The sequence below is a fragment of the Dyadobacter crusticola DSM 16708 genome (genome assembly GCF_000701505.1).
Classification (GTDB): Bacteria; Bacteroidota; Bacteroidia; order Cytophagales; family Spirosomataceae; genus Dyadobacter; species Dyadobacter crusticola.
In genome coordinates this window covers 72,527-98,954 of sequence record NZ_JNJB01000017.1, presented here as the reverse complement: position 1 = coordinate 98,954, position 26,428 = coordinate 72,527, and the positions used below count along the sequence as shown (strand labels likewise).

Here is a 26,428-nt window from a genome sequence, read left to right as displayed (position 1 = left end):
CTTTGAATGGATCGATATCGCGTTTCAATTTCCACTCAGTTTAAAGCAAATGGACGAGGGTGCCTCGGCTAAAACTGAGACACCCTCTTTGCATTACTCTCAACTAAATCAATCCATTTTCATGAAACGCAGGCTTGATAACTCTCCATCGTGGGAGATTTTCATGAAATAACTTCCGTTAACCAGTTTTTTAACATTAACGCGGTGAACATTCTTTCCTTCTGTAATCTGAATGGGCGATTTGCCGATCGCTACACCCGCAGCATTGTAAATCACAACTTCCGATTTTCCAGCTGTGCGTGAAGAGAATTGAAGATCAACATAATCCTGTGCAGGGTTTGGAGCAACTACGGTTCCTCTGATAATACCCGGGTTCACAGAAACAATTTTGCTTTTCGTGAAGGTACCGTCTATATCAATTTGTTTTAGCTGATAGTAGTTAATACCAAGCAGCGGGCTCGAATCTACGAAATGGTACCAGCCGGTACGCTGATCTGAAAGTGAAACTTTGCCGAGCACTTCCGCATTCTTCATTTCAGAATCATAACGCAGTACTTCGAATTCTTTTCCATCCTGCTCCGAAACAACTTCCCAGGAAAGCTTAACACCTTCTTCAACTGTTTCGCCAACGAAATTAGCTACATAAATAGGCAGTGGCCCGATTGCAAAGGTGGCGCTAGTCACAGCTGACTTGCAGCTACCACCTTCAATCTGGATCGTGTAGGAGCCGTTTTGAAGCGGATCATACTGGATCACCGGGTGGTTATTCTGAGGCGAGACGCTGCTCTGACGAATGGCATTATTGCCCGACATGATTTTCCAGTCAATGGAATAAACTTCGTCTCCGTCAAACAGGAATGACAAACTTCTATCATCAGAACTCAGCAATGCCTGCAATGTTGGGCCTCTTTTACAAGTTGGGCGGGTATCTCCGGACAAAGTAAAATTCTTGGTGGCAACAGATGCAGCTTTGCAGTCCAGTGCCTTCATTTCGAAGGTATAGGTACCGTTTTGCAGATAATTGTACGAAATATTAGCTGTATTTGATTGAAGTACACCGGTACTGCCATTTGCAACAGAAGAAGATCCATCAAGGATACGCCACGAGAAATTGCGCAGGTTCGTGCCGGCATAATCAACAGTAAGGCCAGTCGAAGTCAGGTTTCTGATTGTAGTAACCGAAGGGCCGCCCTGACAGTCAGGGATCACAACAACCGGCTCCTGGATCGTAAATGAGCGGGAAGCAACACCCGACGTGCAGCTTGCTCCCTCTATTTCCAATGAGTAGTTACCTGGATTTAACGAACCGTAGCTGAGGTTTACTGTCTTGTTACTACCCAGATCGGACGTGGTACCGTTTCTGAGCACCGAACTGCCGGATTTGATCCGCCACCGCAAAGTACTGATACCGTCACCTGTAAACGTAAAGCGCAATGAGGTTTGCTGGATCGAAGAGATATCGGAAATCGCAGGATTGGCCGGACAGTTATTTTCAACAACCGGAGTAGCAGATTTTGGTACAATTGGCCAGTAGCAACCATTTACCATTTCAAGTGTCAACTTACCTTTCCATTTATCGCTTAGTGAACCTTTCGTACCATTGATCGTCTCAGGCAGCAGGTCCATACTGTAGTTATCAGTGCGCGTATCATTTGCACCTTGCTTGATCATCACACGAAGGCGGCCATCTACGTATTTTGTATACTGAAAGGTAGATGCGCCATTATCAACAAAAGTGCCCAGCAATTCGCCGTTTTCCATGACATAGCCATTACAGGTGATTTTGCCATTACTTGTTCCCAGCAAGTTATTCGCCGCAGTACTCGGATCGACCGGGTTCACGCATTGCTTGATAAGCGCGTCATTTTCTGAATTGTTGGGAAACTTACCAAGGTCAAGGAAGAACAACACGAAAATATTGCCGGATACGGTACCTCCCCAGTTGAAATAAACCCGGTTCTCAACGATCTTGGTATATGCCTTTTTGCCGTCGCCTGTTTGCCCCAGGTATTCACCGTCCGTCCATACAACCGGCTGACCATCCCGGGTTCCGCAGGTAACTTTGGTGGCAAGGGGAGCTGCCATCTGATCCATTGATTTGGTTTCAATGGTAAAAGGCTTGTCAACAGTTTCTGAATAGGGATTTTTGATCGTGTAGGAAGTCATACCGGCAAGTTCGATCAAATCCTGATTGGGAGTTCCCTTGCTTTTCTCCTCTGTGCTTGTCACAGTAGCAGCCTCCGAGCTTATTGGCAAACCACCTGTCCCAACATGCGGGGCCGCCGCCAGCGGACTTACAAATCCCGCAGCAAACGCCAGTTTTAATAGAAAATTCATAGAATGTAAAAATTAGTAAGCAATAATGATGTGAGTTATATGTGAAGTTTGAGAAATCAATTCAGCTGTTTGAGTCAAATATACTACAATGCCATATAAGTATTTCCCAAATATGTAGAATAAAATTGAAACGAACTTAGCCATATTTGATAGGCTGGCGTGAAGAAGGAAATAAGATAAAAAACTTGACGAAAAGTTTCGATGGATTATTAAAGGGATTACTGCAATTCCGAAAGGCAAAATCAGGGGAATGTTAAACACTGCGACCAGAGATCCAATGCAGAAAATCGAAAACTAGGGAAGAAATGCGAGCCGTAGAAAACAAAAAAACCGCCTTGAAACAAGACGGTTTTTGTAATGATTGAAAGTGCTTGACTTTGCACGGTTTTGTGACCCATAGGGGAATCGAACCCCTGTTTCAACCGTGAAAGGGTCGTGTCCTAACCGCTAGACGAATGGGCCGACTGGTCTCCTACTTCGCGCGTTTTTTGCACTTTCTTTCACTTTTTCGCTTCCCTTTTCCGAAAACGTGGTGCAAAGATGCAGGCTTGAATTCTAAATTGCAACTTCTATACGCAAATAAAATTCACTTATTTTTTTATCAATTCATTATCAGCACATTCAGTTGCAAACTTTTTTTTTATTCAACTACTATTAACATTCGAAACGGGTAACTTTCTAAATTTGGATTTATGCATTTCTTCTAATTGCTCGTATGATAAAATATATCCGCGTTCTTCTCATTGCATTTTTAGCTCTCCCCGTCTTTGCCCAAAATACAACTCCTGAACAACACCTCGGATTTCAGCTGGGATCCAAATTCGCTTTTCACAGTCAGATCGTCCAATACTTTACATTGCTTCAATCTCAGAACCAGGACCGCGTGAAACTGGTCCAGTATGGGTCCAGCAATGAAGGGCGGCCGCTGATGATCGCGTTCATCTCTTCGCCTGAAAACATAAGTAAGCTGGAATCAATCCGGCAAAATCATTTAAAAAGCATCGGTCTGCTGGAAGGTAAGCCAGATGCCAGTGTACCGCCGATCGTCTGGCTGAGCTATAATGTGCACGGAAATGAGTCGGTTTCTGCGAACACCAGCATGCAGGTGCTTTATGAGCTGCTCAACAAGAATAATGCATTAACGCAGGATTTCCTTAAGAACATGGTCATCATGGTGGATCCCTGCATTAATCCGGATGGTTATGAGCGCTACTCGCAATGGTATAACCGGGTTCAGAATGCAATCCCGGACGTGACACCTTACGCATTGGAGCACGATGAACCCTGGCCCGGAGGCAGGTTCAATCATTATCTGTTCGACCTGAACCGCGATTGGGCGTGGCAAACCCAGAAAGAAACGCAGGAAAGAATTGTGCTGTACAATCAGTGGATGCCGCATTTCCACGCCGATTTCCACGAAATGGGACCTTCGAGAAGCTACTACTTCCCTCCTGCTGCGAAACCTTTTCACAAAGACATTACCGCGTGGCAAAGACAATTCAACGACCTGATCGGTGAATACTGCCGTAAGTACTTTGATAAAAACAACTGGGCATATTTTACCAAATACAATTACGACCTCTTTTATCCAAGCTACGGAGATACCTGGCCAACGGTTAATGGCGCAGTGGGCGTTACTTACGAGCAAGGCGGAGGCGGAAGGGCCGGACTAGGCATTGAACGCAAGGAAGAAAAAGACACGCTGACATTGAAAAGCCGGATTTCCCACCATTACGCAACTACGCTGGCAACGCTTGAAGCTGTTTTGTCGCAAAAAGAAAAGATTGTTACTGAGTTCATCAAATACCACGACAATGCCGCGAAAGCGCCTGCCGGAAACTTCAAGACTTATGTGATCAAGACAAAGGGACGCGAAGAGCGGATCAGGTATTTTGGCGACTGGCTTGGCAAGCAGGGAATTTCCTATGGAATTGCCGGAAAGTCTTTGTCCGTAAAAGGTACGGAGCTGATCAGTTCTGTTGACGAATCCGTGAAGATAGAAAACAATGATCTGGTGATCAGCGCATTTCAGCCAAAATCCAATCTCCTGCGGGTATTATTTGAGCCGAAACCGGTATTGGAAGATTCAGTTACCTATGATGTAACAAGCTGGGGTCTGTCTTATATTTTTGGTTTGAAAGCTTACGGATTGAAAGAAAAGCTGATTCCGGCTTCCTATCAGCCTGAAAAAACAGAAAATACAATCCCGAACTTTCCCGTTTATGCTTATGTAGCGAAATGGTCAGAACTGGGAGATGCTGTTTTCCTCGCCGAGCTCCTCAGGTACGGTTTCATGGTAAAAACCTCCAACGTACCTTTCGAGATTGAGAACCAGGCTTTTGAGGCAGGCACATTGATTATTACAAAAAAAGGCAATGAGCGCGCTGACTTTGACAAAATCGTCACTTCACTGGCTACAAAGCACTTCGTCAGGTTAACTCCGGTAAAAACAGGTATGGTCACTTCCGGCGCAGACTTTGGCGACGATCATGTAGCTTCCATTACGGCACCCAAGGTTGTGGCAGTGAGCGGAGAAGGCGTTTCAGCAACTTCTTTTGGCGCTGTGTGGCATTACTTTGAGCAGCAGATCAAGTATCCGGTTACGATCGTCAATGCGACAAAACTCTCGTCGTTACCATGGAGTTCGATTGACGTTTTGATTTTACCTGACGGAAGATATGGGGATATCCTCGGTGAAAAGCAGCTGGACGCATTGCAGAACTGGGTTAAGAACGGCGGAAAACTAATTGTAATGGAAGGCGCGACCGATGCTTTCCTGAACAAGCCCGGGTTTAGCCTGAGTAAGAAATTTTCAGAAAAGAAAAAGGATGCCGACTTCTTCAAAAAATACGGTGACCAGGAGCGTGAAGACGCAAGTAATTCGTCGCCCGGCAGCATGTTCCAGCTCACCATGGACGAAACGCACCCGCTTTCATTCGGTTGTTCAAAGGAATACGTGACGCTTGTAAGAGATGCCTACGAGCGCGAGTACCTCAAAGATGGATGGAATGTGGGCTACCTGACAGAAACAAGCTATAAAGCAGGCTTCGTGGGCAACAGAATGAGCAGCAAGCTTAAAAATACATTAATCCTGGGAGTACAGGAAATAGGCCGCGGCCAGGTAATCTACATGATGGACGACCCCGTCTTCCGCGCTATGCTCTACAATGGAAAGATACTTTTTAGCAATGCGGTGTTTCGGTAATTTTGAATGATTGAATGATTGAGTTTTTAATGAGTGAATTTTGAATGAGTGAATGAGTGAATAATTTAATTTTGAATGACTGAATTCTTGGTGACTAAGACCGCTTCCGATCATTTACAAAATTATACTCATAAGAACAGATCATTCACTAATTCGAAATTCACTCATTCACTCATTCAATCATTCACTCATTAAAAACTCAGCCATTCACTCATTCACTCATTCAAAAAACCCCTAACCCCCAACTCATACCCTCTAAGTCCCAGCCCGCAGATCATTCCTTTGCATCTGGATGTGAGATAGCTGTGGTGGCGGAATGGTTCTCTGGCGTGAATGTTGGAGATGTGAACTTCGATTGCGGGGGTTGTCACGGATGATATCGCATCTGCCAGAGCAACGGAAGTATGTGTCAGTCCGCCTGCGTTGATGACAATGCCGTCGAATGTAAAGCCGACTTCGTGAATTTTATCAATTAATGCACCCTCGTGATTAGATTGGAGGTAATGCAGCTCTACTTCAGAAAAGGTGCTTTTCAGTGTTTCAAAGTAATCCTCAAAGGATTGGCTGCCGTAAATTGTAGGTTCACGTTTGCCCAGGAGATTAAGATTTGGACCGTTAAGGATCAATATCTTTTTCATTGATTCGTGCAGATTTAATTTTCTTCTTGCTATGTGGCAAAGCTACATTAAACATTTCAAAAACTATCTGCGGCTGGAACGCTCCCTGTCCGGCAATTCGGTCGATGCTTATGTCCGGGATGTGGAGAAATTGGAAGAGTACGTCGCCCTTGCCGGGATCAACCTTCCGCCTGCGAAAATTGAGGAATTACATCTAAGTGCTTTCCTGAAATACCTTGCCGAACTCGGTTTGGCTGCGCATTCACAGGCCAGAATGCTCTCAGGCATTAAAGCATTCTTCAAATATCTGCTGCTCGAAAATGAGATCACCGACGATCCGACCGAGCTGCTGGAATCGCCCCGACTCCCCCGAAAATTGCCCGACGTGCTTTCTTATGATGAGATAGAATCCATGCTCGCCGCAATAGATCACTCCACGCCAGAGGGCACCCGTAACCGGGCGATCCTGGAAGTACTGTACAGCTCTGGCCTGCGCGTATCAGAACTGACGGGCTTGCTGCTCACGCACTGCTACTTCGATATCGGATTTCTGCGGATTTTGGGGAAAGGCGACAAGGTGAGACTGGTACCCATTGGAAAGGAAGCAATCAAGTACACGCAGATCTACCTCGAACACGTTCGAAACGAAATTGCGCCAGATAAGGATAGTGGGGATATTGTTTTCCTGAACCGAAGAGGAGGCCAACTTTCCCGGGTGATGATTTTTTTAATGATTAAAGACATCGCCGAAAAAGCCGGTATTCAAAAGAACGTAAGTCCGCATACCTTTCGCCATTCTTTTGCCACGCATTTGATCGAAGGAGGCGCAAGCTTGCGGGCTGTGCAGGAAATGCTCGGGCACGAATCCATTACTACCACCGAGATTTACACGCATTTGGACAGGGACTATCTTAAACAGATCATCACTGAATTTCATCCCAGAGCCTAATCATTACTCCACTTCCTGCATCAGCGAATCCAGTTTGAGGGAATCTGCATCGGGAGAAGCGCCGGGCAATGCGCGATTCAATTGCTTAGGCTTGTTCCAGGGAGCTGTGGTTCGGCTGGACATATCATAAGAGATGTATGCAAACAGCGCCACGAATGCAATAAATACAATGACAAAAATCCGCCGGTTTCTATTAGACTTTTCCATTTCACTCAATCCCTGCGACCTGTTTTGGTGTTTTGTACAAAACTAAATCTCCAGTCTTTGCAGATATCTCCTCCCAGTTCAGGTCTTTGAACTCAATAAATGCGATCCCTGATTTTTTCATTGAACCGATATTTGAGCCGGAAAGGTATTCGGCAAAGTAAGTGATGTCCGGGTTGTGACCGAAAAGAATAAGGGTTGAAAAATCATTGCTAACGGTATTCACTGCGGTGAGATACGCCTTCGGACCGCCGTCGTAAACATCCGCACGCGAGTTGATCGAAGCCACATTTACACCAAGCTGATTTGCGAAAATCTCAGCAGTCTTAAACGCCCTCGAAGCTGGGCTCGAAATGAAAATATCTGGTTTTACATTTGAACTGACCAGCCACTTCGCCATTATTTCGGCTTCCGCGAGGCCCTTGTTGTTTAAGTTCCGGTCAAAATCACGGGTTCTGAAAGTCTGGTCCTCCGCGGTGGCGTGACGGACTAAAATGAGGGTCTTTTTCATCTTGAATTTTTTTCCAAAAATACTGAATCGGGGTTTGTATTACTTGCGGCGCGCGCTTAAAGTTTTACAGGAGCTTATACACCACTCAAAATAGCGTTCGACCTTCTGACAATATTTCTCCGGCACCGCGGCACAATTAATACATATTTTTGTTCCTTACGTATCTTTAAATGAAAACTTCATACCGTTAATATAAAATGCTGCAGTTCTTTAAGTATGTGCTTGCCACATTTGTGGGCATAATCCTCTTCTTCTTCTTATCATTCGCGATCCTGGCTGGTATCGGGTCCATGTTTTCTTCAGACGAAGAAGTCGTAATCAATGAAAAATCAGTCCTTAAACTCGACTTAAACCAACCCATTCAGGAAGTGGGAGTTGATAATCCATTCTCCAACTTCGGTGGGATGTTCAGCGGAAACGACGATGTAATCGGATTGAAAGATATCCTGGCGGCCCTGAAAAACGCACAAGCCGACGATAAAATCAAGGGTATATATTTGAAAACAGACAGTCCGCAAGCAGGTTGGGCCACATTGGAAGAGATCAGGCACCAGCTGACAGAGTTCAAAAAATCGAAAAAATTCATAGTTACCTATGCTGAATCGTACTCCGAAAAAGGGTACTATCTCGCATCAGTAGCCGATAAAATCTACTTGAATCCTGTTGGCGGCATTGAATGGAACGGACTTTCTGTTGAATACAGCTTTTTTAAAGGCACCTTCGACAAACTGGACGTAAAGCCGCTTGTTTTCAGGGTTGGAGAATTTAAAAGCGCCATTGAAATGTTTACCCGCTCCGACATGAGCGAAGCGAGTAAAAAACAGTCAGCCGAGCTCATTGGGGCTATCAATGGTAATTTCCTCAAAAACATTTCTGCATCCAGAGGTATCCCGGTAACACAATTGCAAAACCTTGCAGACTCACTCGGTATCGAGAATCCAAAAGCAGCATTGAGCAACAAATTCATCACCCACCTTGGCTACCAGGATGAGCTGGAAACCTACCTTAAAAAGGAGCTTAAAGTTGACGAAAAGAAAAGTATCTCTTACGTGGGCGTTGGAAAATACCTCAAAGGACCTGCTAAGGTGAAGGAAGGTGACTTCAACAAGCGCATCGGCGTGTTGGTAGCCGAAGGTGAAATTACTACCGGCGATGGCGGTGATGATAATATTGGATCCGACAAGTTTGTTAAAGAACTTAAAGAAATCCGTGAAAACGACAAGATCAAAGCCGTGGTTATCAGGATCAATTCTCCGGGCGGCAGCGCGCTTGCTTCGGATATCATGTGGCGTGAAATTCAGCTTACTGCCAAGAAAAAGCCTGTTATTGCTTCAATGTCCGACGTAGCGGCTTCGGGCGGGTATTATATGGCAATGGGCTGCGATACCATTGTTGCCCAGCCTAATACAATTACCGGCTCGATCGGGATCTTTGGACTCGTGTTCAACGTAACCGATTTCATGAACAACAAGCTGGGTATCACATTCGACGGAGTAGGCACAAGCCCGCACGCCGATTGGCCGACGGCAACTCGTGAAATGACTGAATTTGAGAAATCGATGATTCAGAAAAGTGTAAATGAAGGTTACGAAACATTCACCAGGAAAGCAGCGCAAGGCCGCAGAATGTCAGTAGAAAAGTTGAAAAGCCTTGCGCAGGGCCGCGTGTGGTCGGGCGTGGAAGCGCAGCAGAACGGACTGGTTGACGTACTAGGCGGCGTCGACGATGCAGTTAAATTAGCGGCAAAGGCTGCCAAGCTTTCAGAAGGTGACTATCGCGTGCGTTACTACCCTGAGAAGAAACGCCCGTTTGATGAGTTCTTCCAAAAAATGATGGGTGACGAAGAAGAGAAAGTCACTGCCAGGAACCTGGGAGAACTTGCTCCTTATGTGAAAATGTACAAAAAGCTGATGAACATGGGCGGAATGCAAGCCAGAATGCCCTTCGAGATGGTCATTAAATAACTTCAATGATATCTTACAAAAAAGGCCCTTCCTGCTTTGCAAGAAGGGCTTTTTTGCTGCCTGTCAGGAAACTACCTTTCCAGTATCTTCGTCTAGCTCTTGCCTGACGATCAGAACAGCATGATGATTTGGAGTAATGCCGACACCATCCTGGCGGGCGTAGACTTTGGTAAACTCAGCCCCGAAGTATAGAATGATCGATGAGTAATATATCCACGTGAGCAGGATTACAATGGAGGCCGAAGTACCATAAGCGGCTCCCAGATCTGATTTCCCCAAATAAAAACTGATGACAAACTTTCCTATCAAAAAGAGGATTGCAGTAAAACCCGCACCCACCATACATTCTTTCCACCTTAACTCACCGTCTGGCAGTACTTTGAAGATTACCGTAAAAAGCGAAGTAATAATAGTTAGTACCAATGCAAGGTTAACGATATAGAAAAGCACGACGGAAGCTTCTGAAAAGTAGCGTTCGAGACGGTTGCTTAAAACATCTACTAGCGCACTTGCACCCAACGATACCACAAGCAAAAAGCCCAAGGTAAGTATCATTGAAAATGAGATCAGCCGGTTTTTAAGGTACTGCAGCCAGCCTTTTTTCGGCTTCGATTTGATCGACCAGATGTAATTAATGGAATCCTGCATTTCAGCAAAAACCCCGGTCGCACCAATCAGCAGCGTTACAATGCCGATTCCTGCCGCCAAACCCGACTTATTGGAGAGCTCTGCATTTTTCAGAATTTCCTGCAGTTGCTGCGCCGCACTCGCACCAACCAGTCCGCTGATCTGCCCGAACAGCTCACCCTGAATAGCATCTTTGCCAAAAAAGATGCTAAATATCGATATAATCACGAGCAGCATTGGTGCGAGTGAAAATATGGTATAGTATGAGAGCGCGGCGCTTAATTTGAGCCCGCTATCATTCATAAACTCGTTGAAGCTTTCTTTGATGATGGAGAGATACAGTTTGATATTTTTCATGAAGTAGCGTTTCTGTGCTGTTAATTGGAAACAGGTCAGAAATATCTGTGCCAACATGAAATCACCAGCTCAATTTTACCAAATCATAACAGTAATCCGGCCAAGGTAGCCGACATATAAGAAGCCAATGTACCGCAGATCAGCGCCTTAAAGCCCAGTCTGGCCAGATCTGCGCGACGTGTGGGAGCCAGCTCGCCGATACCTCCTACCTGAATAGCAATGGAGCTAAAATTCGCAAACCCGCACAATGCGAAACTTGTGATCACGATTGTTTTATGATCCAGTGTATCTTTCAATTTAACAAGGTCAAGATAGGCTACAAATTCATTGATCACCATTTTAGTGCCCATCAGAGAACCGGCAGCTTCAATATCTTTCGCAGGCACTCCCATTGCCCAGGCGAAAACTGAGAAGACTTTTCCTAGCAGGAAGTTGAAGCTGAGCTGAGGAAACGACAAGAGCCCGCCAATGTAACCCAGCAAATAATCCAGCAATGCAACCAGGGCAATAAAGCCGATCAGCATCGCAATCACATTGAACCCGACTTTCAAGCCTTCACTCGCGCCACCAGCGATTGCGTCCAGCAGATTGGCATGCGTTTTCTGGATTTCCAGCTTTACAGCGCCTTTAGAATCAGATTGCAGCGTTTCAGGAAATACGATCTTGGAGATGACCAATGCACCGGGAGCGGCCATTAAGCTGGCGGCGATAAGATAAGGGGCAGGTACTCCCAACGAAATATAAACTGCCATAACTCCTCCCGCAATGCAAGCGAAACTACCTGTCATGGAGGCCATTAACTCCGAGTTAGTCATATTTTTCAGGTAAGGTTTAATCATAATCTGTGCTTCCACCTGACCTACGAATGTACTCGCTACGTTAGAAAGTGCTTCTACCCCGCTCACACCCATTAACCAGTAAACGCCTCGCGCAATAAATGAAACCACCCGCTGCATAATTCCGAGGTGATAGAGCATATTCACCAATACTGCAACAAAAATGATGGTAGGGATAATTTTAAAGAAGAAAACGAAGTCGTTGCCGGGACCGAATGCACGCTGCATCAAGTCGGGCCTTACCAATGTGCTAAAAACAAAATCAGCTCCCTTATCCGAAAATGAAAGGAGCTTCTGTACTTTTTCACCCAACCACTGAAAGACTGCCTGGCCAATATCCGTTCGGAGAATGAAGACTGCCAACCCGAACTGCAACGCAAGACCCACGCCAACGGTACGGTAATTAATTGCTTTTCTGTTGTTTGACATTGCGAACGCAATGCCGAGGATCAGCACAATACCTAGCAGTCCTGTAAATCTTTCCATAAATATTGTGTCGTCACTTTTTAGCCAAAGGTGCAAAAATAACAACAAAATATCGGTATGTGCTACGCGGTGTTAAATATCAGGAACCAGCGCTATTATTTAGAAGTTCTGGCTGATCTCTTTTCCGGCAAGATGCTGTCTGCGTGGCGGTGAACGATTTTCCATTCATTGTTTTCCTTCCGGAAAACTACTGTCACTTGTAAATCTTTGGTTTTCCCATTCGCCAGCTTGTAGTGCTCCTTTTGCAATAAATAAGCCTGTACTTCACCTTCATCGCTGGTTATCTTTTCGAATGTATAGGAGTTAGCAGCCGAGGCAGGCTTTTCAACAGAATCGAGGCTCGCAGAAATTGCTTTCCAGCCTTTCAGCTCCTGGTTACTATTGTCGCCAAATATGGTTACGTCATCACTTTGCAACCACATTGATTTAAACAGCCCGGGATTCCCATTCGCCATTTCAAGATTTGCCTGCTGCATTCTGGTAACAGCAGCTTCAAAAGTATTTTCCTCAACAGACTGCACCGGGACCATATTTCTTAGTCGGTCTGGTAGAAAAGGTTGGCTGCTTTCTCGCGCTTTGGTTCGGTATTTAAATGAACATGCAAGCAGAATCAGGAGAATGAAGACTGAGATATTTCTTTTCATGGCTAATAAACTATTTATTACTTCAATTCTAAGACAAATATCTACTGGAAAATATTGAGAAAATAGAGTATAAATACCTGTTTATCGCTCGTCACTCCATTTAGATACGCGTATAGTGTAGAAAAAGTATATTCATCCCGAATAAAAAAAGGGACGTGAATAAATCCACATCCCCTTCAAATTGCTTGGAACTAAATCAACTAATAGCCCAAAACCGGCGACAACCATTTTTCAGTCTCTTCCACAGACATTTCCTTTCTTCGTGCATAATCCTCAACCTGGTCCTTAAATATTTTTCCTACAGGGAAATATCTGCTTTCCGGGTGTGAAAAATACCAGCCACTCACACTGCTGGCGGGATACATTGCAAAACTTTCGGTCAGTTCAATGCCGATTTCTTCTGCTTTCAGCAAATCAAAGAGCATTCTTTTCTCGGTATGGTCAGGACAGGCAGGGTAGCCTGGCGCGGGACGGATACCTCTATACGCTTCCTTGATCAACTCTTCAGTAGACAGGCTTTCACTCTTATCATAGCCCCACAATTCCTTCCTTACTCTTTCGTGCATCAGCTCTGCCAGCGCTTCCACCAACCTGTCGGCAAGTGCTTTTACCATGATACTATTGTAATCGTCCTGATCCTTTTCAAACTTTTCGATCAAAGGCTCGATACCGATTCCGGCAGTTACAGCAAATCCGCCAATATAATCCTGATGTCCGCTTTCCAATGGCGCGACGAAATCAGACAAACAGTAATTCGGCAGATTTGACGCTTTCTGAGTTTGCTGGCGTAAATGGTGCAGGACCACCGCAGTGTCTGCCACGAGCTCTCCTGCATTCAGATTTTCTTCCGCATGCTTGCTAATGCGATATTCAATGTGATTGTGAGAACCGTGACGCTCACAAGGAACTTCGCGGGTTTCTTCTTCGAAACTATGCAGCACTATATCGTCCTGAATGGAGTTTGCCGGCCAGAAACCAATTACCGCTTTTGCTTTCAGCGTTTTATCACGAATGATTTCCCCCAGCAATACAGCTGCATCCTCATACAATTTCATAGCTTCCGATCCGACAACCTTGTCTTCGAATATCTTAGGATATTTTCCGTGCAGCTGCCAGGTTTGAAAGAATGGCGTCCAGTCAATGTATTTTGCGACATCAGCCAGATCATAATCATCATAAACACGAGTCCCTAAGAACTGCGGCTTGGTCGCCTTGAATTCACTCCAATTGATCTTCGCCTTGTTTTCACGCGCTTTTTCAATGCTGATATGTGCTTTTTCGCCACCTCTTTTAGCGTGATCATCGCGCAATTTTGCGTATTCCGCCTTGATATCTGCCAATACATCTGACTGGCTCTTCTCGCTTTGGATCAATTTACCTGCCACAGGAACTGAACGCGAAGCATCGAGTACGTGGATTACCGGACCGGAATAATTCGGGTCGATTTTCACCGCTGTGTGAATGCGTGAAGTCGTGGCTCCGCCAATCAGAAGCGGCGTTTTCAGCTTTCTGCGCTCCATTTCTTTTGCTACTCCTACCATTTCGTCGAGCGAAGGCGTAATCAATCCCGACAATCCGATGATATCCACATTGTGCTCTTCTGCTGCTGCCAGAATTTTGTCTGTTGGCACCATTACGCCCAGATCTATAATCTCGTAGTTGTTACAGCCGAGTACTACACCTACAATGTTTTTACCGATATCATGGACATCGCCTTTCACAGTTGCCAGCAGAATTTTTCCCGCAGAGCTGCCCCCTTCGCTTTTTTCAGCTTCAATGAAGGGCTGTAAGTAAGCCACCGCTTTTTTCATCACCCGCGCTGACTTCACGACCTGCGGCAAAAACATTTTACCCTCGCCAAAAAGATCTCCCACAATACTCATCCCGTCCATTAAAGGTCCCTCAATTACCTCCAAAGGCCGGCTGTACAGGTGGCGGCATTCTTCAATATCTTCATCAATATAGTCCGAAATACCCTTCACCAATGCGTGTGATATCCGCTCCTTAATGGGCAGCTCTCGCCAGCTCAAATCCGGGCCGCTCTGCGACTTACCTCTGTCTTTCACAGTTTCAGCGTATGTTACTAGTCGCTCAGTTGCATCAGGGCGGCGGTTAAGCAATACATCTTCCACCAGCTCCAAAACATCTTTCGGGATTTCATCGTAAATACCGATCTGACCAGCATTCACGATACCCATATCAAGTCCGGCCTTAATCGCGTGGTATAGAAATGCCGTGTGAATAGCCTCGCGAACCGGCTCGTTTCCGCGGAAACTGAACGAAACGTTTGAAACTCCGCCTGAGACCTTTGCATGCGGCAGGTTTTCTTTAATCCAGCGAACTGCATTGATAAAGTCAACCGCATAATTGTTATGCTCTTCCATCCCTGTCGCAACGGTCAGGATGTTTGGATCAAAAATGATGTCCTCCGCCGGGAAGCCCACCTCATCTACAAGGATCCTGTAAGCTCTTGAACAGATTTCGCACCGGCGCTCAAAATTGTCGGCCTGACCTTGTTCATCAAATGCCATTACAACCGTTGCCGCACCATAACGCAACACAGTTCTAGCTGACTCTTTAAACTTCTCCTCGCCTTCTTTCAGGGAAATCGAGTTAACAATAGACTTGCCCTGCACACATTTCAGCCCCGATTCAATCACCTCCCATTTCGAAGAATCGATCATCAGCGGTACTTTGGAAATATCAGGCTCTGAGGCGATCAGGTTAACAAAAGTCTTCATTGCTTCTACCCCATCGATCATCCCTTCATCGAGATTGACGTCGATTACCTGCGCACCGCTTTCTACCTGCTCGCGGGCAATAGACAAAGCTTCGTCGTATTTGCCTTCACGAATGAGCCTGGCAAATTTCTTCGATCCTGTCACATTGCAACGTTCACCGATATTGACAAAATTGGTGAGCTTGTTGATCTTCACCGGTTCAAGTCCCGATAGTTTCATGACGGTTTCAGGAGCCGGCAGCGTACGTGGTGAATGTTTTTTGGCAAGATCTGCAATTACCCTGATGTGATCGGGTGTAGTTCCGCAGCAGCCTCCGATGATATTGACGAGGTTATCCTTTAAAAATCCATCAATTACTTCGCCCATTTGCTCCGGCGATTCGTCATATTCTCCCATTTCATTCGGCAAACCTGCATTCGGGTGAGCCGATGTGTAAAAAGGAGATTCTTTCGCCAGTATCTGAACATAGGGCCGCATTAAATCAGCACCCAATGCGCAGTTCAAACCCACTGAAAGCAGTGGCAGGTGAGATACTGATGTAAGAAATGCCTCAGTAGTCTGGCCCGAAAGTGTGCGGCCGGAAGCATCCGTAATCGTCCCTGAAATCATTACGGGCAGAGATTGACCGGGTACATTTCTCCAGGAATCAAGTCGCTCTACTTTGCCGTTTTTCGCATCAACAAAAAACTGATCAATTGCGAAAAGGGCGGCTTTCGCATTCAAGGTATCGAAGATCGTTTCAACGAGCAGCAGATCACAGCCCCCGTCAGTCAATCCTTTAACCTGTTCATAATAAGCTTCAACCAGCTGGTCAAAGCTGATCGCCCGGTACCCGGGGTTGTTTACATCGGGAGAAAGTGAAGCAGTCCGGTTGGTAGGGCCCATTGAACCGGCTACAAATCTTGGCTTTTCAGGCTCCCGCTCGGTGAATTCATCGGCAACTTCCCGCGCCAGCCTTGCTGATTCGTAATTCAGCTCGTAGACCAGCTTTTCCATTCCATAATCCGCCATGGCAATGGTGGTACCGGAAAAAGTGTTGGTTTCGGCGATATCCGCACCCGCTTCGAAATAGGCTGCGTGAATTTCCTTGATGATATCTGGGCGGGTCAATGAAAGCAAATCGTTGTTTCCTTTCACATCTTGCGGCCAGTCGGCAAACCGGTCGCCACGGTAATCGTGATCCTCCAATTTGTATCGTTGGATCATCGTACCCATAGCTCCATCCAATACAAGAATGCGGTTTTTAAGAATCTCGCGAATATCCGCCTTTTCAGTTGCTATCATTTATGTAAGATTTTGATGAGTTCATGATTAATCCGCCGGAAGCAGACTTTACAAGTGACAAATTTAAGTCAATAGATTTTTTATTCAATAAAACAAAAAATATTAGACTAAACATCTACCTTTTTGACATTCGATACACTATTTATCTATATTCGAAGGTTAGTTGAAGTGAATAAAGATATTCTATCTATGTATAATCTGGACGAAACGGATGCCAAAATCCTGCATTTGCTGCAACAGGATGCGACCTTGAAAACACGTGAATTATCCGAAAAGCTCAATCTTTCTTACACGCCGGTTTACGAACGGGTAAGAAGACTGGAAAAAGAAGGCGTGATCCGGAAGTACGTCGCGCTGGTGGACCGTGAGAAAGTGGGTAAAAAATTAATGGCTTTCTGCAACATCGCGCTGAAAGAACATTCGAAAAATATGGGTGAAAAGTTCGTCAAGGCTGTGACTGCGATGCCGGAAGTAATGGAATGCTTCAATATTTCAGGCGACTACGATTTCCTGTTGAAAGTGGTAGTTGATGATATGTCGCAGTACCAGCAATTTTTAATGCAAAAGCTTGGCTCTCTGGATAATATCGGCAGCACACACAGTTTGTTTGTAATGGGTGAAATCAAAAATTCCTCCGCGTTGGAAATGTTGGCGGGCAAAAAATAAATACGGTCCCAAAAGATCCAGGACCGTATTCCAACTCACCCCTAACAAAAGGTCTTCAAATGTTATAAAAAGTTAAATTTTCATCTAGCCAACACACCAGCTGCGCATGCTAGCCGGCGCTATAAATCGGATTACGCCCGTATTTCGCCGATTGTTGCATTAGAATGCAGTTTTGCTCCAAAATCAGACACTTTGCTGACTAATGCTTTGATTTTAAGTGGCGTTAACTTTTTCGTAATTTTTTGCAACAGAAGCACAGCTGCCCACGTAACTGAGATTAAGAATTCGATCCCTGACAATCTTGATACCCTGACGTTGCTATTTGGAAGAAAAATATCCTTTAATGAGAACGACTTCAATTCCGTCGTAGCTGCGTGCATTGCTGGCAATAACCAGGCGCAGCGACACCTCTATAAACAGTTTTTCGGGTATTCTAAAAGCATTTGCCTTCGCTATACAGCCACCACTGAGGAAGCTGAGGAAGTTCTGAATGAAGGTTTTCTGAAAGTCTTCAATAATCTTGAAAAATATGACGCAAACCATCCTTTTAAAGCCTGGCTGCGGACTATCATGGTGAATACGGCGATTAGCTATTATCGCAAACATAAAAAGCATAGCGAGGATGTAATTGCACTGGAAGATGCGCCTTGTCCCAGGTTTGAAGAAGATGTAATTTCGCAAATCACTGCGGATGAAATACTTGCATTAATCCAGAAGATCAAGCCGGTTTATAAAAACGTATTTTTGTTATATGTGGTCGATGGCTACAATCACAGGGAAATTGCAGATTTGCTGCAAATCAATGAGGCTACTGTGAGGTCCCATTATGTTCGTGCAAGAGCCCGGTTGCAGCATCTAATAAAACAGTACTACCCACATCTCTTTCCAAGCGATTGGGCCATAAAGTCATTCAGAGGAAATGAAAACTAATCAATTTGAAACAACTATACGCCGGAAATTAGAGAGTATTCAACCAGACTTTCAGGAAGCGGATTGGGCGAAAATGCAGAATTACATGCATGCGCACACGCCGCCGGGTTTTTGGCAACAGTATGGTTCATGGATCGGGTACGCCGCCGCAGCTTCGGTCACGGCGGTAATGGCATTCTTGTACGTAAACCAGCTTTCACAGAACAACAGTTTGGTTGCAGACGTTAAGAATTTGAAAGAGCAGATCGAGGTGATCAAACAACAACCTGCCGCTGCTGTAAAGGCTGACACCATTTACATTGTACAAAAAGCAGATGTGGATCAAAACCAACCGACTTACCCGACAGCTGTCCAAAAAAATGGTCAGTATGCAAGCCGGAGCAATGCATTTGAAACAAAACCAAAGTTCAATGCAAAAAGTCGAAAACAAGAATTTAACGGTTTGAATGCGGATACCAGCCAATCGGATTTTAGCCTGGCTTCCGGGACCAGACCCGAAGTTCCGGCCAGCTCCACGCCAAATGATCTTAGTTATGTAGCTTCTGACTTAAATGAAAACGGCGACGTACCGCCTTCGTCCCCAACTCTGGAAAATTTTGCCCAGCTTTCGTCAAAGACTCCACTGCACATAAACAGTGGCAACGCGCTTTCCAGGAAAATGAACTATGAACTAGCAAACAGACTGTCTATGAGACAGGTACAAAGGGCCATTAACTGGAATAGTGTTCAGATTGCAAAAGCCACTTCCATTTCTGACAAAAAAGTGGAGCGAACCGCAAAGGCGGAGAATGTAGTTCCAAAGCTTGATATCAAAGCACCTTACCGTTTCGGAGGAGGGGTTCAAATGGAAGCAAATGGAACTGCGAAAACGGTGTTGGGTGAGGTATTGATTGCCAAAAAGTTCTCAATCACAGCAGGTATCAGCTGGCTGAAAGTTAAACCAATGGAGTTTATTTCCGAAAAGATATTCAGGGAAAAAGTACGTAAGGATTTCAAGCGCTCAAACCCGGGAGAAGTACCACTGGCTTTGGATGTATTTAATATCAAAGTTAACCCGACGCTCGTCCAGATCCCATTGACGGTTGCATTTCGGAACAACCTCAAAGACAACTGGGCTTACTACGCGGGTGTTGGAGCCAATGTGACGGTTTCGTCCAAGGAGAAGGTTTCATTCGATTGCATTGCGCCGAACAAAGAGTACTTCAAGAACGAATTTGATAAGAAGAACAAAGTACCGGCTGTCAGCTCGGTTAACTTTTCAGTGGGAATTGAAAAGTCCTGGCACCCGATTGTGGTACAGGCAGAGGGTTATGTTTACACTTATTTCACCCCTCTGACTCCCCTGAGCCACTCCGCCGGGCCAGGTGTCAAGTTGAAGCTTTTATACCAAATAGGCGGCAAAATGTAGATAAAACAGCCTTAACTTTCACGGGCACTCGTACAATGTGTTCGTGAAAGTTCTATTTTTGGCTTTTATTTACTCCCCTATAATACGTTTCCTTGAAATTCGCTGCAATAGATATAGGATCCAATGGTGCCCGCATGCAGATTTCTTCTGTGCTGCACGACGGCGGTGTTTCCCGCTTCAAAAAGGTTGAATATGTGCGTTTCCCGCTTCGTCTTGGCCATGACGTTTTTACCCAAGGCCGAATCACGGAGCAGAGCGAAGACCGCATGATGAAATTAATGCTCGCGTATCAGCTCCTCATGGAACTGCACGAGGTAGACGATTTCATGGCGTGCTCTACCTCCGCAATGCGAGAAGCCGAAAATGGAATGGCAGTAAGGGAAAGAATAGAAAACCGAACTGGAATTCACATTCAAATCATTGACGGACAGAGGGAAGCCGAGCTTGTTAACAACGTGGTTGTTAAATCTTTAAGTGATGGTCAGTACATTCACATTGACGTAGGTGGCGGCAGTACCGAACTGAATCTGTACAAAGACCGTGTGAAGACTTTTGCAAAATCCTTCAAACTGGGTTCTGTGCGGCTTTTGGAAGGTAAAGAATCTAAAAATTCGTGGCAGAAGATAAAAGAATGGATCAACCAGCACGTGGATTACAGCCAGCCTATTCAGGCAGTGGGGACCGGCGGTAACATTAACAAGCTTTTTGATTTGTCATCCAAGCTCACGGAAAGCTCCACGAGTCTTGATGAAATTGAGAGAATGAAAGAGTATATCGCTCAATTTTCGCTGGAAGAAAGGATAAATAAACTACAACTTAATCCCGACAGGGCCGATGTAATTGTTCCGGCAGGAGATATCTATACTTCTGCTATGAAATGGGCAGGTGCAGAAATCATCCATGTACCCGATGTGGGCCTCAAAGACGGAATGCTGCAACTACTTTACGATAGAGCCTGCAGAAAGAAGAAAGCCTGAAATCAGGCTTTCTCTATCACAACCAAACCTAATCACCATACATTTTCGAGGTCTTTGGCTTCAAACTTGTGGTTTCTTTCGTGAAAAAGTGACCCTGTTTGATTTCGTTTGAGCGCCAACGCGTCTTTTTTATTCAATCTCGCGATTAAGGCTACCGGGACGAGTACGACCAAAAAAATAATAGTCAACAAGATAGCGCCGTTGATCTTTCCTAAAACCTCCGCCAATTTGAACCAGTATTTTACAATCAACTCGCCGGCGAGAGGAATGAATATGCACACCAACCCAAGTATAGCCGCGGCGGCCAGAATAGCAGGGTGTTTGAAAAAGTAAAAAATCACGATGAGCCCGGTAGCTATTACCAGCTGCGCTTTTGCGTGCTCCGCTTTATCAGGTACAGTCATTGAAGCGTTAGAACAACGTGTAAATAAACGGAGCTGCTGCCGACCCTCCGCCGATCACTACCAGGATACCGATCAGAAGCAGAACAATAATTACAGGAGCGAGCCACCACTTCTTTCGCTCCTTCATAAATGCGAATAAGTCTGTTAGAAAATCCATATCTGAAGCATTTTAGAGTTTACTATTTAAGTTCGTCAAGATCTTAGCTTTCAGCGATTACCTGTTACTGATTGCCTTGGATAGCCGGTCAGCAATAAGCTGGTTGACTGCCGCGCTCGCGTGCCCATCGTTTTTACCAACTACCCGCTCCTTTTCGGGCACTTCCAGAATACCGTCATCAATCCCAACAATGGTTACATTCTTGGACCGGAGGTAATCCACAACTGGTTTAGTTTCGTTAGTGCTTTGAGCTACCTGAAAGAGGAATGGAATGAACACCGCGTACATCTGTGCTTGTGTAGAATCGCGGTAGGCAAGCATTCCTGAGAGGTTTTTCAGATGTGTATGAAGGACGGTAGTATCATTGTAAGCAGTATGTACAAACTTTTCAAAAGTGCTTACACTGGTGTGTGGAAGTTGCCAGTAGATGAAATTGGGCAAATAAAATCGTTTTACAATAGTCGCCATTGGACCTTTGAGATCCGCGTAAGGCTCGGTACCTGTGAGTAAAAGCCCATTGTCGCGGCCTGCTTTCTCTATATCATTAGGGAAGTATTCGAGAATGATAATATCAGGTTTAACTGGGAAATCCTGCAAACGTTTCACCTCATCACGCGTATCAGCACCTGACACTCCCAGGTTATAGACCACGTACCTGTCAGACCCGAGTTGTGATTCCAGCCTGTCGGAAAAACGCTCACTTACATCTTTAAGCCCGTGACCGGCTGCAAAGGAGTCACCTATTACAAGTATTTTCTTTTTCCCAGGCGAGTCGTTAACCTCCTTGTCGCGATAGCCGAGCGAGTTTACCGGGTTCCAATATTTTTCCCACCAGATCTGTGAAGCTCTTGAAAGCAATCCTTCGTGGCTCTGTGGAATGTACATGAAAACGCTTTCAAGGAAGATCAGAACGATCATAATCGGAACCACGAGGGTTACGATATTGGCAATCATACCATTAGCTCTGCTTTTGACTACTCCATAGTAAAATAGCCGAAGCACTTCCATCATAAGCAAACACCAGAATGCCAGCTTCATAAGCCGCACATGCCAGCTGTCCGCTTGTGGGCTGCCCGGATATTCAAACTTGATCTGAAACTTGTCCGGGTAAAAAAGGAAAATAAAGAGCAGCCCGAGAAACAAGAATCGAAATGTGCTGGTAACCAGGGTTTTATATACCATTTTTACACGATTTTGAGAGGATTAGTCCAGAACAAATTCTTCCTTCCACCCATCCTTTTCCATCCATTCCGGTTGCTGCTTCTTATCAAACAGGTAGTTACCAATGACGAGATAGTCCATTTCGGTGCGCATAAAGCACCTGTAAGCATCATTGGGAGTACATACAATAGGCTCACCGCGAACGTTGAAGCTGGTATTTACAAGTACCGGACAGCCAGTCAGATTTTTAAATGACTGGATCAGCGCATAGTACCGGGGATTGGTTGTTTTATGCACAGTCTGTATCCGCGCGGAATAGTCAATGTGCGTAATGGATGGAAGTTCTGACCTCTGATGGTAAAGCTTTTCGCGAAGGTCCATTGCTCCGTAATTTGCCGGAACCGCCTTTCGTAGTCTTTCCGCAACAGGGTGGACCAGCAACATGTAAGGGGATATTCCATCGAAATCAAAAAAATCAGCGCATTCATCGGCAAGTACCGAGGGCGCAAATGGGCGAAAAGATTCTCTGTACTTGATTTTTAGATTAAGCTTCTTCTGCATTTCAGCATTCCTTGGGTCACCCAGGATACTGCGCGCGCCCAAAGCCCGCGGCCCGAATTCCATTCTCCCCTGTACCCAACCTACGACATTACCTTCGGCAAGAATGGCAGCCACTGCATTACTCAGCTCTTCAAAAGTCTCGAATGAAGTGTAACGTGCCTTGTATTTCTTTGCCGCAAGCTCCACGTCCAGGTCGGAAAAAGTAGGGCCCAGATAGGAACCCTGTAATGCGTCACCCGTCCAGGAGATATCTCTTTCACAACCATAATAGATATGGTAAGCAGCCTGCGCAGCGCCCAGGGCGCCTCCTGCGTCTCCGGCTGCTGGCTGAATGAAGATATCCTCAAATATTCCCGAGTTTTGCAACTTTCCATTTGACACACAATTCAATGCTACTCCACCAGCGAGACACAAATATTCTGCGCCTGTAAGTCGCTTCGCTTCGGTTGCCATTCTAAGAACAATCTGCTCCGTGACGTTCTGAATTGCCAGGCCTAAGTTGCAATGCTGCGCTTCCAGTGCGTCTTCCGGGTCCCTTTTCGTGATGCCAAACAGGAATTCCCATTTTGCGACATTGACCATTTTCAAACCAGTCGCGTAGTCGAAATAATCCTGGTTCAGCCAAACGGAACCGTCGTCTTTCAAATCAACTAACTCACTTAAAATAAGTCGTTCATATCTCTGGATATCTGACGAGGCTGTATTTCCATAAGGCGCAAGCCCCATGAGTTTGTACTCACCTGAATTGACCCTAAACCCAAGAAAATAAGTAAATGCAGAATATAGCAGCCCAAGCGAATGCGGGAAACGCATTTCTTTGAGGATGGAGATATCTTTTCCTTCGCCGCTGCAAATCGAAGCAGTAGCCCACTCGCCTACTCCGTCAATGGTCAGAATAGCAGCTTTCTTAAATGGCGAGGGGTAAAATGCACTGGCCGCATGTGAAAGGTGATGTTCTGGGAAGAGCAGTTTTAGCTTTTTCTTTTTGCTGTAACCCAGTTTGACCAGCTCCTCATTGATCAGCCTTTTTAAGAACATCTTTTCTTTGAGCCAAACAGGCATTGCGGTCAGAAATGACCGCAACCCTTTTGGCGCGAAAGCGTAATAGGTTTCAAGCAATCGCTCAAACTTCAGCAACGGTTTATCATAGAAAGCCACTGCGTCCAGCTCGTCAATCGACAATCCTGCATATTCAAGACAAAACCGGACTGCGTGGGAAGGAAAAGACGGATCGTGCTTTTTTCTTGTAAAACGTTCTTCCTGTGCCGCGGCAATAATGTCACCATTTTCGATTAACGCAGCAGCAGAGTCATGATAGAAAGCGGAAATACCTAAAATCTTCATTCAATTGTTTGTAAAAAGTATTCGACTGATAGTTAGGTTTGGTATTTTTTTTGTTAGAAATTAGGACAAAGCGGAGTACTCTCTATATTCATGAAAGCACATTAGTATTCTTCTTTACCCAAAATTATCTTGTGTAAATTCCCGATCATAAACCTAACGTAAGTAACTGTACGCCAATTTGTTGCTCTATTATAAAGTTACCAACCGGCAACTTAATTCATAATGTCCTAGGCCAACGGAAGATAACCTAATCATTGAATGACCCAAGATAACAGCGTAAAATGCTGCCGTGGATTCAGATTATCCTCCGGCAAGTGCGGGCTAGCGAAAGGAATTGAAGTGCTTAAAGTAAGAGGGGAAGCAGTGGGCTATTCTGCTGTTGCATTAAGCGTCGTTGAAGAAGACTTCACCCGACTTAGCTGGAAGTACTTCTTAAACTTGATAAATGGCGCCTCCAAAATGTACCAGGAAGCTGTTGCCAGCAAAATGAGCACAACCAGACTCACCAGTTTAAGTGAGTTTTCGGAGAATGTCAGCGTGATGTGCAGAAAGCGATGCAGTACTTTGATGATAAATGGCACAACAAGCGTCGGTACCAGCATGTGATATACGTACAGTCCATAGCTCACCCGACCGATGTGCCGCATGAATGCATTGTCGAGAATACTTCCGAAAATGGAAGGAAACCCCTTTCCATAACTTGCTTTTGCAACCAGGTACAGACAGAAAAGCGACATCGAGGTCCTGAAAAAGAGCGTTTTCAGCCAGGAATCATCATTATTGAAGCAGATATAAAGAAACACACCAAGCCCGACCAGAGCCAGTACATTCAATATTTTCAAGAACTTAACAACGGACTTATCAAAATAGCTTACATAAGCCCAGATCGCCCCCAAACCAAAAGCATCCAGGCAAGTTGGCATTAATACGCCTTCGCTATAACCGAAAGAACCCAAAATCGCGCGGGAGGCGATGCCGAGCAGCACCGTAGCTATCAATGTTCCCCGCATGTAGCGCAATGGGACCATCAACACTACAAATGGCCAGAAAATATAAAATTGCTCTTCAACCGCAAGTGACCAGAATGGAGAAAGTACGTCCGACCAATCATGTATTTTCTCGATCAGAAAGTTTGAAATATAAAGCAGATAGTAAGCAGGATTGTAGTAAAGCTGACTCGGGATCTTAGGAAAGAAATCAATGTACCGAATGCTCCAAATCACCAGCAATGTGAGGTAATAGAGCGGAAAAATGCGCAGCATCCGACGCATCATGAAGTTCTTGTAAGTAGCTCCAAGTCCGTGTGCAGCAAGGTGATTCCGGCTCGCGAGCAGGATCCGCGTGATCAGGAAACCGCTTAAAACAAAGAACAAAGTTACTCCTACCGGACCGTTTGCAATTACATTGATACCCTCACCTTCGGGAAACCAGTGAAACAAGACAACCAGGGCAACTGCAAATGCCCTCAGCCCGTCAAGTTGAGAAATGTACTCCTGCTGTTTCTGCATGTGTGTCAAAATATAACACACCAAAGAACGTCATTAATTGGTAAAAATTCAGCTTAATATTTTGACCGGCTTGTGATCTTCGTCGAGAGCCACAAAAGTAAAAATGCCCGTAACTGCCTTCTCACGGCCTTCTTCGTACATTTTTTCAACAAATATATCTACCCGAACCTTCATACTGGTATTGCCTACGGTCTCCACCCGGCCCACCAATTCGATGATCGTTCCGGCCGGTATCGGGTGCGTAAAATCAATGCGGTCAGAAGATACTGTAACGCACCGAAGCCGCGAAAAACGGGTGGCTGCAATGAAGGCAACTTCATCCATCATCGACAATGCAGTTCCACCGAAAAGTGTGTCGTAATGGTTTGTATTGTTTGGGAAAACAGTTTTAAAAACACGTGTTTCCGAAGCTGTGATTTTTTCCTGAATGTTCAATTGTACTTGGTTTTAAGTTAGTAGGGGACGTTGATTTTGGTCATTTGTGGTCATTAATTGTCTTCTTAGTCTCTCATTAACAATAAATGACAAAGAATGACCACAAATGACAGCA

21 protein-coding genes and 1 tRNA gene are annotated in these 26,428 nt (G+C 45.2%); 7 read left to right on the top strand and 15 right to left on the bottom strand.

The window, feature by feature from the left end; genetic code table 11:
- Positions 1 to 108: 108 nt before the first annotated feature.
- Together Q369_RS0119230 and Q369_RS0119225 are read right to left on the bottom strand one after the other, a co-directional pair.
- Complete coding sequence (locus Q369_RS0119230; protein WP_031529410.1) at positions 109 to 2,337, bottom strand: T9SS type A sorting domain-containing protein; 2,229 nt, start codon at positions 2,335 to 2,337, stop codon at positions 109 to 111.
- 390 nt (positions 2,338 to 2,727) lie between these two features.
- A tRNA-Glu gene (locus Q369_RS0119225) sits at positions 2,728 to 2,799 on the bottom strand.
- Positions 2,800 to 3,052: 253 nt separating this feature from the next.
- Between Q369_RS0119225 and Q369_RS0119220 the strand changes: the two genes are divergently transcribed.
- A complete protein-coding gene (locus Q369_RS0119220; protein WP_031529409.1) occupies positions 3,053 to 5,542 on the top strand; it encodes a M14 family zinc carboxypeptidase in 2,490 nt (829 codons plus the stop codon).
- A gap of 215 nt (positions 5,543 to 5,757) precedes the next feature.
- Here the strand turns inward: Q369_RS0119220 and aroQ are convergent, their stop codons facing one another.
- Positions 5,758 to 6,180 carry a type II 3-dehydroquinate dehydratase gene (aroQ, locus tag Q369_RS0119215; RefSeq protein WP_031529408.1) on the bottom strand — a complete coding sequence of 141 codons (423 nt, stop codon included), beginning with the start codon at positions 6,178 to 6,180 and terminating at the stop codon, positions 5,758 to 5,760.
- Positions 6,181 to 6,211: 31 nt separating this feature from the next.
- On the opposite strand from aroQ, the gene xerD reads away from it, so the two are divergent.
- Positions 6,212 to 7,108 (top strand): site-specific tyrosine recombinase XerD, encoded by an 897-nt coding sequence (gene xerD, locus Q369_RS0119210; protein ID WP_031529407.1) that lies wholly within the window; start codon positions 6,212 to 6,214, stop codon positions 7,106 to 7,108.
- A 3-nt stretch (positions 7,109 to 7,111) separates the two neighbouring features.
- On the opposite strand, the gene Q369_RS0119205 is transcribed toward xerD, so the two are convergent.
- Positions 7,112 to 7,315, bottom strand: a complete 204-nt coding sequence (locus tag Q369_RS0119205; RefSeq protein ID WP_035333698.1) for a hypothetical protein — start codon at positions 7,313 to 7,315, stop codon at positions 7,112 to 7,114.
- 1 nt (position 7,316) lies between these two features.
- Positions 7,317 to 7,823 (bottom strand): SixA phosphatase family protein, encoded by a 507-nt coding sequence (locus Q369_RS0119200; RefSeq protein ID WP_031529405.1) that lies wholly within the window; start codon positions 7,821 to 7,823, stop codon positions 7,317 to 7,319.
- A 197-nt stretch (positions 7,824 to 8,020) separates the two neighbouring features.
- On the opposite strand from Q369_RS0119200, the gene sppA reads away from it, so the two are divergent.
- Positions 8,021 to 9,787 (top strand): signal peptide peptidase SppA, encoded by a 1,767-nt coding sequence (gene sppA, locus Q369_RS0119195; RefSeq protein WP_031529404.1) that lies wholly within the window; start codon positions 8,021 to 8,023, stop codon positions 9,785 to 9,787.
- Between the two features lie 63 nt (positions 9,788 to 9,850).
- Here the strand turns inward: sppA and Q369_RS0119190 are convergent, their stop codons facing one another.
- The 4 genes from Q369_RS0119190 to metH all read right to left on the bottom strand — a co-directional run bounded on the left by Q369_RS0119190 (position 9,851) and on the right by metH (position 16,762).
- Entirely contained in the window at positions 9,851 to 10,771 is a 921-nt protein-coding gene (locus tag Q369_RS0119190; RefSeq protein WP_031529403.1) for a YihY/virulence factor BrkB family protein, read from the bottom strand.
- Positions 10,772 to 10,854: 83 nt separating this feature from the next.
- Entirely contained in the window at positions 10,855 to 12,093 is a 1,239-nt protein-coding gene (locus Q369_RS0119185; protein ID WP_031529402.1) for a NupC/NupG family nucleoside CNT transporter, read from the bottom strand.
- Between the two features lie 95 nt (positions 12,094 to 12,188).
- The gene (locus Q369_RS0119180) at positions 12,189 to 12,737 is read right to left on the bottom strand and encodes a YybH family protein (RefSeq protein WP_031529401.1); all 549 of its coding nucleotides are present in this window, start codon (positions 12,735 to 12,737) and stop codon (positions 12,189 to 12,191) included.
- A 200-nt stretch (positions 12,738 to 12,937) separates the two neighbouring features.
- The gene (gene metH / locus Q369_RS0119175; protein WP_031529400.1) at positions 12,938 to 16,762 is read right to left on the bottom strand and encodes a methionine synthase; all 3,825 of its coding nucleotides are present in this window, start codon (positions 16,760 to 16,762) and stop codon (positions 12,938 to 12,940) included.
- 189 nt (positions 16,763 to 16,951) lie between these two features.
- On the opposite strand from metH, the gene Q369_RS0119165 reads away from it, so the two are divergent.
- The 4 genes from Q369_RS0119165 (at position 16,952) to Q369_RS0119150 (ending at position 20,743) form a co-directional block, all read left to right on the top strand.
- Positions 16,952 to 17,428 (top strand): Lrp/AsnC family transcriptional regulator, encoded by a 477-nt coding sequence (locus Q369_RS0119165; protein WP_031529399.1) that lies wholly within the window; start codon positions 16,952 to 16,954, stop codon positions 17,426 to 17,428.
- A 315-nt stretch (positions 17,429 to 17,743) separates the two neighbouring features.
- Positions 17,744 to 18,358, top strand: coding sequence for an RNA polymerase sigma factor (locus Q369_RS0119160; RefSeq protein ID WP_031529398.1), 615 nt, complete (start codon positions 17,744 to 17,746; stop codon positions 18,356 to 18,358).
- Positions 18,348 to 19,766, top strand: a complete 1,419-nt coding sequence (locus Q369_RS0119155; RefSeq protein WP_031529397.1) for a hypothetical protein — start codon at positions 18,348 to 18,350, stop codon at positions 19,764 to 19,766. Before Q369_RS0119160 ends, Q369_RS0119155 begins: the two co-directional genes overlap by 11 nt.
- A gap of 92 nt (positions 19,767 to 19,858) precedes the next feature.
- On the top strand, positions 19,859 to 20,743 hold the full coding sequence (locus Q369_RS0119150) for a Ppx/GppA phosphatase family protein (protein WP_031529396.1): 885 nt from the start codon (positions 19,859 to 19,861) through the stop codon (positions 20,741 to 20,743).
- 32 nt (positions 20,744 to 20,775) lie between these two features.
- Here Q369_RS0119150 and Q369_RS0119145 read toward each other — a convergent pair whose 3' ends face one another.
- From Q369_RS0119145 to Q369_RS0119120, 6 genes are all read right to left on the bottom strand, one after another.
- Entirely contained in the window at positions 20,776 to 21,147 is a 372-nt protein-coding gene (locus Q369_RS0119145; protein ID WP_031529395.1) for an SxtJ family membrane protein, read from the bottom strand.
- Positions 21,148 to 21,154: 7 nt separating this feature from the next.
- Positions 21,155 to 21,304: a DUF5989 family protein gene (locus Q369_RS29285; protein WP_169739265.1), complete on the bottom strand. Its 150-nt coding sequence runs from the start codon at positions 21,302 to 21,304 to the stop codon at positions 21,155 to 21,157.
- Positions 21,305 to 21,361: 57 nt separating this feature from the next.
- Complete coding sequence (locus tag Q369_RS0119135) at positions 21,362 to 22,486, bottom strand: SGNH/GDSL hydrolase family protein (protein ID WP_031529394.1); 1,125 nt, start codon at positions 22,484 to 22,486, stop codon at positions 21,362 to 21,364.
- 21 nt (positions 22,487 to 22,507) lie between these two features.
- Positions 22,508 to 24,370, bottom strand: a complete 1,863-nt coding sequence (locus Q369_RS0119130) for a carbamoyltransferase family protein (RefSeq protein ID WP_031529393.1) — start codon at positions 24,368 to 24,370, stop codon at positions 22,508 to 22,510.
- A 368-nt stretch (positions 24,371 to 24,738) separates the two neighbouring features.
- Positions 24,739 to 25,878 (bottom strand): acyltransferase family protein, encoded by a 1,140-nt coding sequence (locus Q369_RS0119125; protein ID WP_051664149.1) that lies wholly within the window; start codon positions 25,876 to 25,878, stop codon positions 24,739 to 24,741.
- A 48-nt stretch (positions 25,879 to 25,926) separates the two neighbouring features.
- Positions 25,927 to 26,313 (bottom strand): acyl-CoA thioesterase, encoded by a 387-nt coding sequence (locus Q369_RS0119120; RefSeq protein WP_031529391.1) that lies wholly within the window; start codon positions 26,311 to 26,313, stop codon positions 25,927 to 25,929.
- Positions 26,314 to 26,428: the final 115 nt, after the last annotated feature.

Coding starts and splice junctions, on each gene's coding strand:
- Q369_RS0119220 (WP_031529409.1), top strand. CDS start 3,053: ATGATAAAATATATCCGCGTTCTTCTCATTGCATTTTTAGCTCTCCCC.
- Q369_RS0119190 (WP_031529403.1), bottom strand. CDS start 10,771: ATGAAAAATATCAAACTGTATCTCTCCATCATCAAAGAAAGCTTCAAC.
- metH (WP_031529400.1), bottom strand. CDS start 16,762: ATGATAGCAACTGAAAAGGCGGATATTCGCGAGATTCTTAAAAACCGC.
- Q369_RS0119185 (WP_031529402.1), bottom strand. CDS start 12,093: ATGGAAAGATTTACAGGACTGCTAGGTATTGTGCTGATCCTCGGCATT.
- Q369_RS0119180 (WP_031529401.1), bottom strand. CDS start 12,737: ATGAAAAGAAATATCTCAGTCTTCATTCTCCTGATTCTGCTTGCATGT.
- sppA (WP_031529404.1), top strand. CDS start 8,021: ATGCTGCAGTTCTTTAAGTATGTGCTTGCCACATTTGTGGGCATAATC.
- Q369_RS0119205 (WP_035333698.1), bottom strand. CDS start 7,315: ATGGAAAAGTCTAATAGAAACCGGCGGATTTTTGTCATTGTATTTATT.
- Q369_RS0119130 (WP_031529393.1), bottom strand. CDS start 24,370: ATGAAGATTTTAGGTATTTCCGCTTTCTATCATGACTCTGCTGCTGCG.
- aroQ (WP_031529408.1), bottom strand. CDS start 6,180: ATGAAAAAGATATTGATCCTTAACGGTCCAAATCTTAATCTCCTGGGC.
- Q369_RS0119165 (WP_031529399.1), top strand. CDS start 16,952: ATGTATAATCTGGACGAAACGGATGCCAAAATCCTGCATTTGCTGCAA.
- Q369_RS0119125 (WP_051664149.1), bottom strand. CDS start 25,878: ATGCAGAAACAGCAGGAGTACATTTCTCAACTTGACGGGCTGAGGGCA.
- Q369_RS29285 (WP_169739265.1), bottom strand. CDS start 21,304: ATGGATTTTCTAACAGACTTATTCGCATTTATGAAGGAGCGAAAGAAG.
- Q369_RS0119200 (WP_031529405.1), bottom strand. CDS start 7,823: ATGAAAAAGACCCTCATTTTAGTCCGTCACGCCACCGCGGAGGACCAG.
- Q369_RS0119155 (WP_031529397.1), top strand. CDS start 18,348: ATGAAAACTAATCAATTTGAAACAACTATACGCCGGAAATTAGAGAGT.
- Q369_RS0119135 (WP_031529394.1), bottom strand. CDS start 22,486: ATGGTATATAAAACCCTGGTTACCAGCACATTTCGATTCTTGTTTCTC.
- Q369_RS0119145 (WP_031529395.1), bottom strand. CDS start 21,147: ATGACTGTACCTGATAAAGCGGAGCACGCAAAAGCGCAGCTGGTAATA.
- xerD (WP_031529407.1), top strand. CDS start 6,212: ATGTGGCAAAGCTACATTAAACATTTCAAAAACTATCTGCGGCTGGAA.
- Q369_RS0119230 (WP_031529410.1), bottom strand. CDS start 2,337: ATGAATTTTCTATTAAAACTGGCGTTTGCTGCGGGATTTGTAAGTCCG.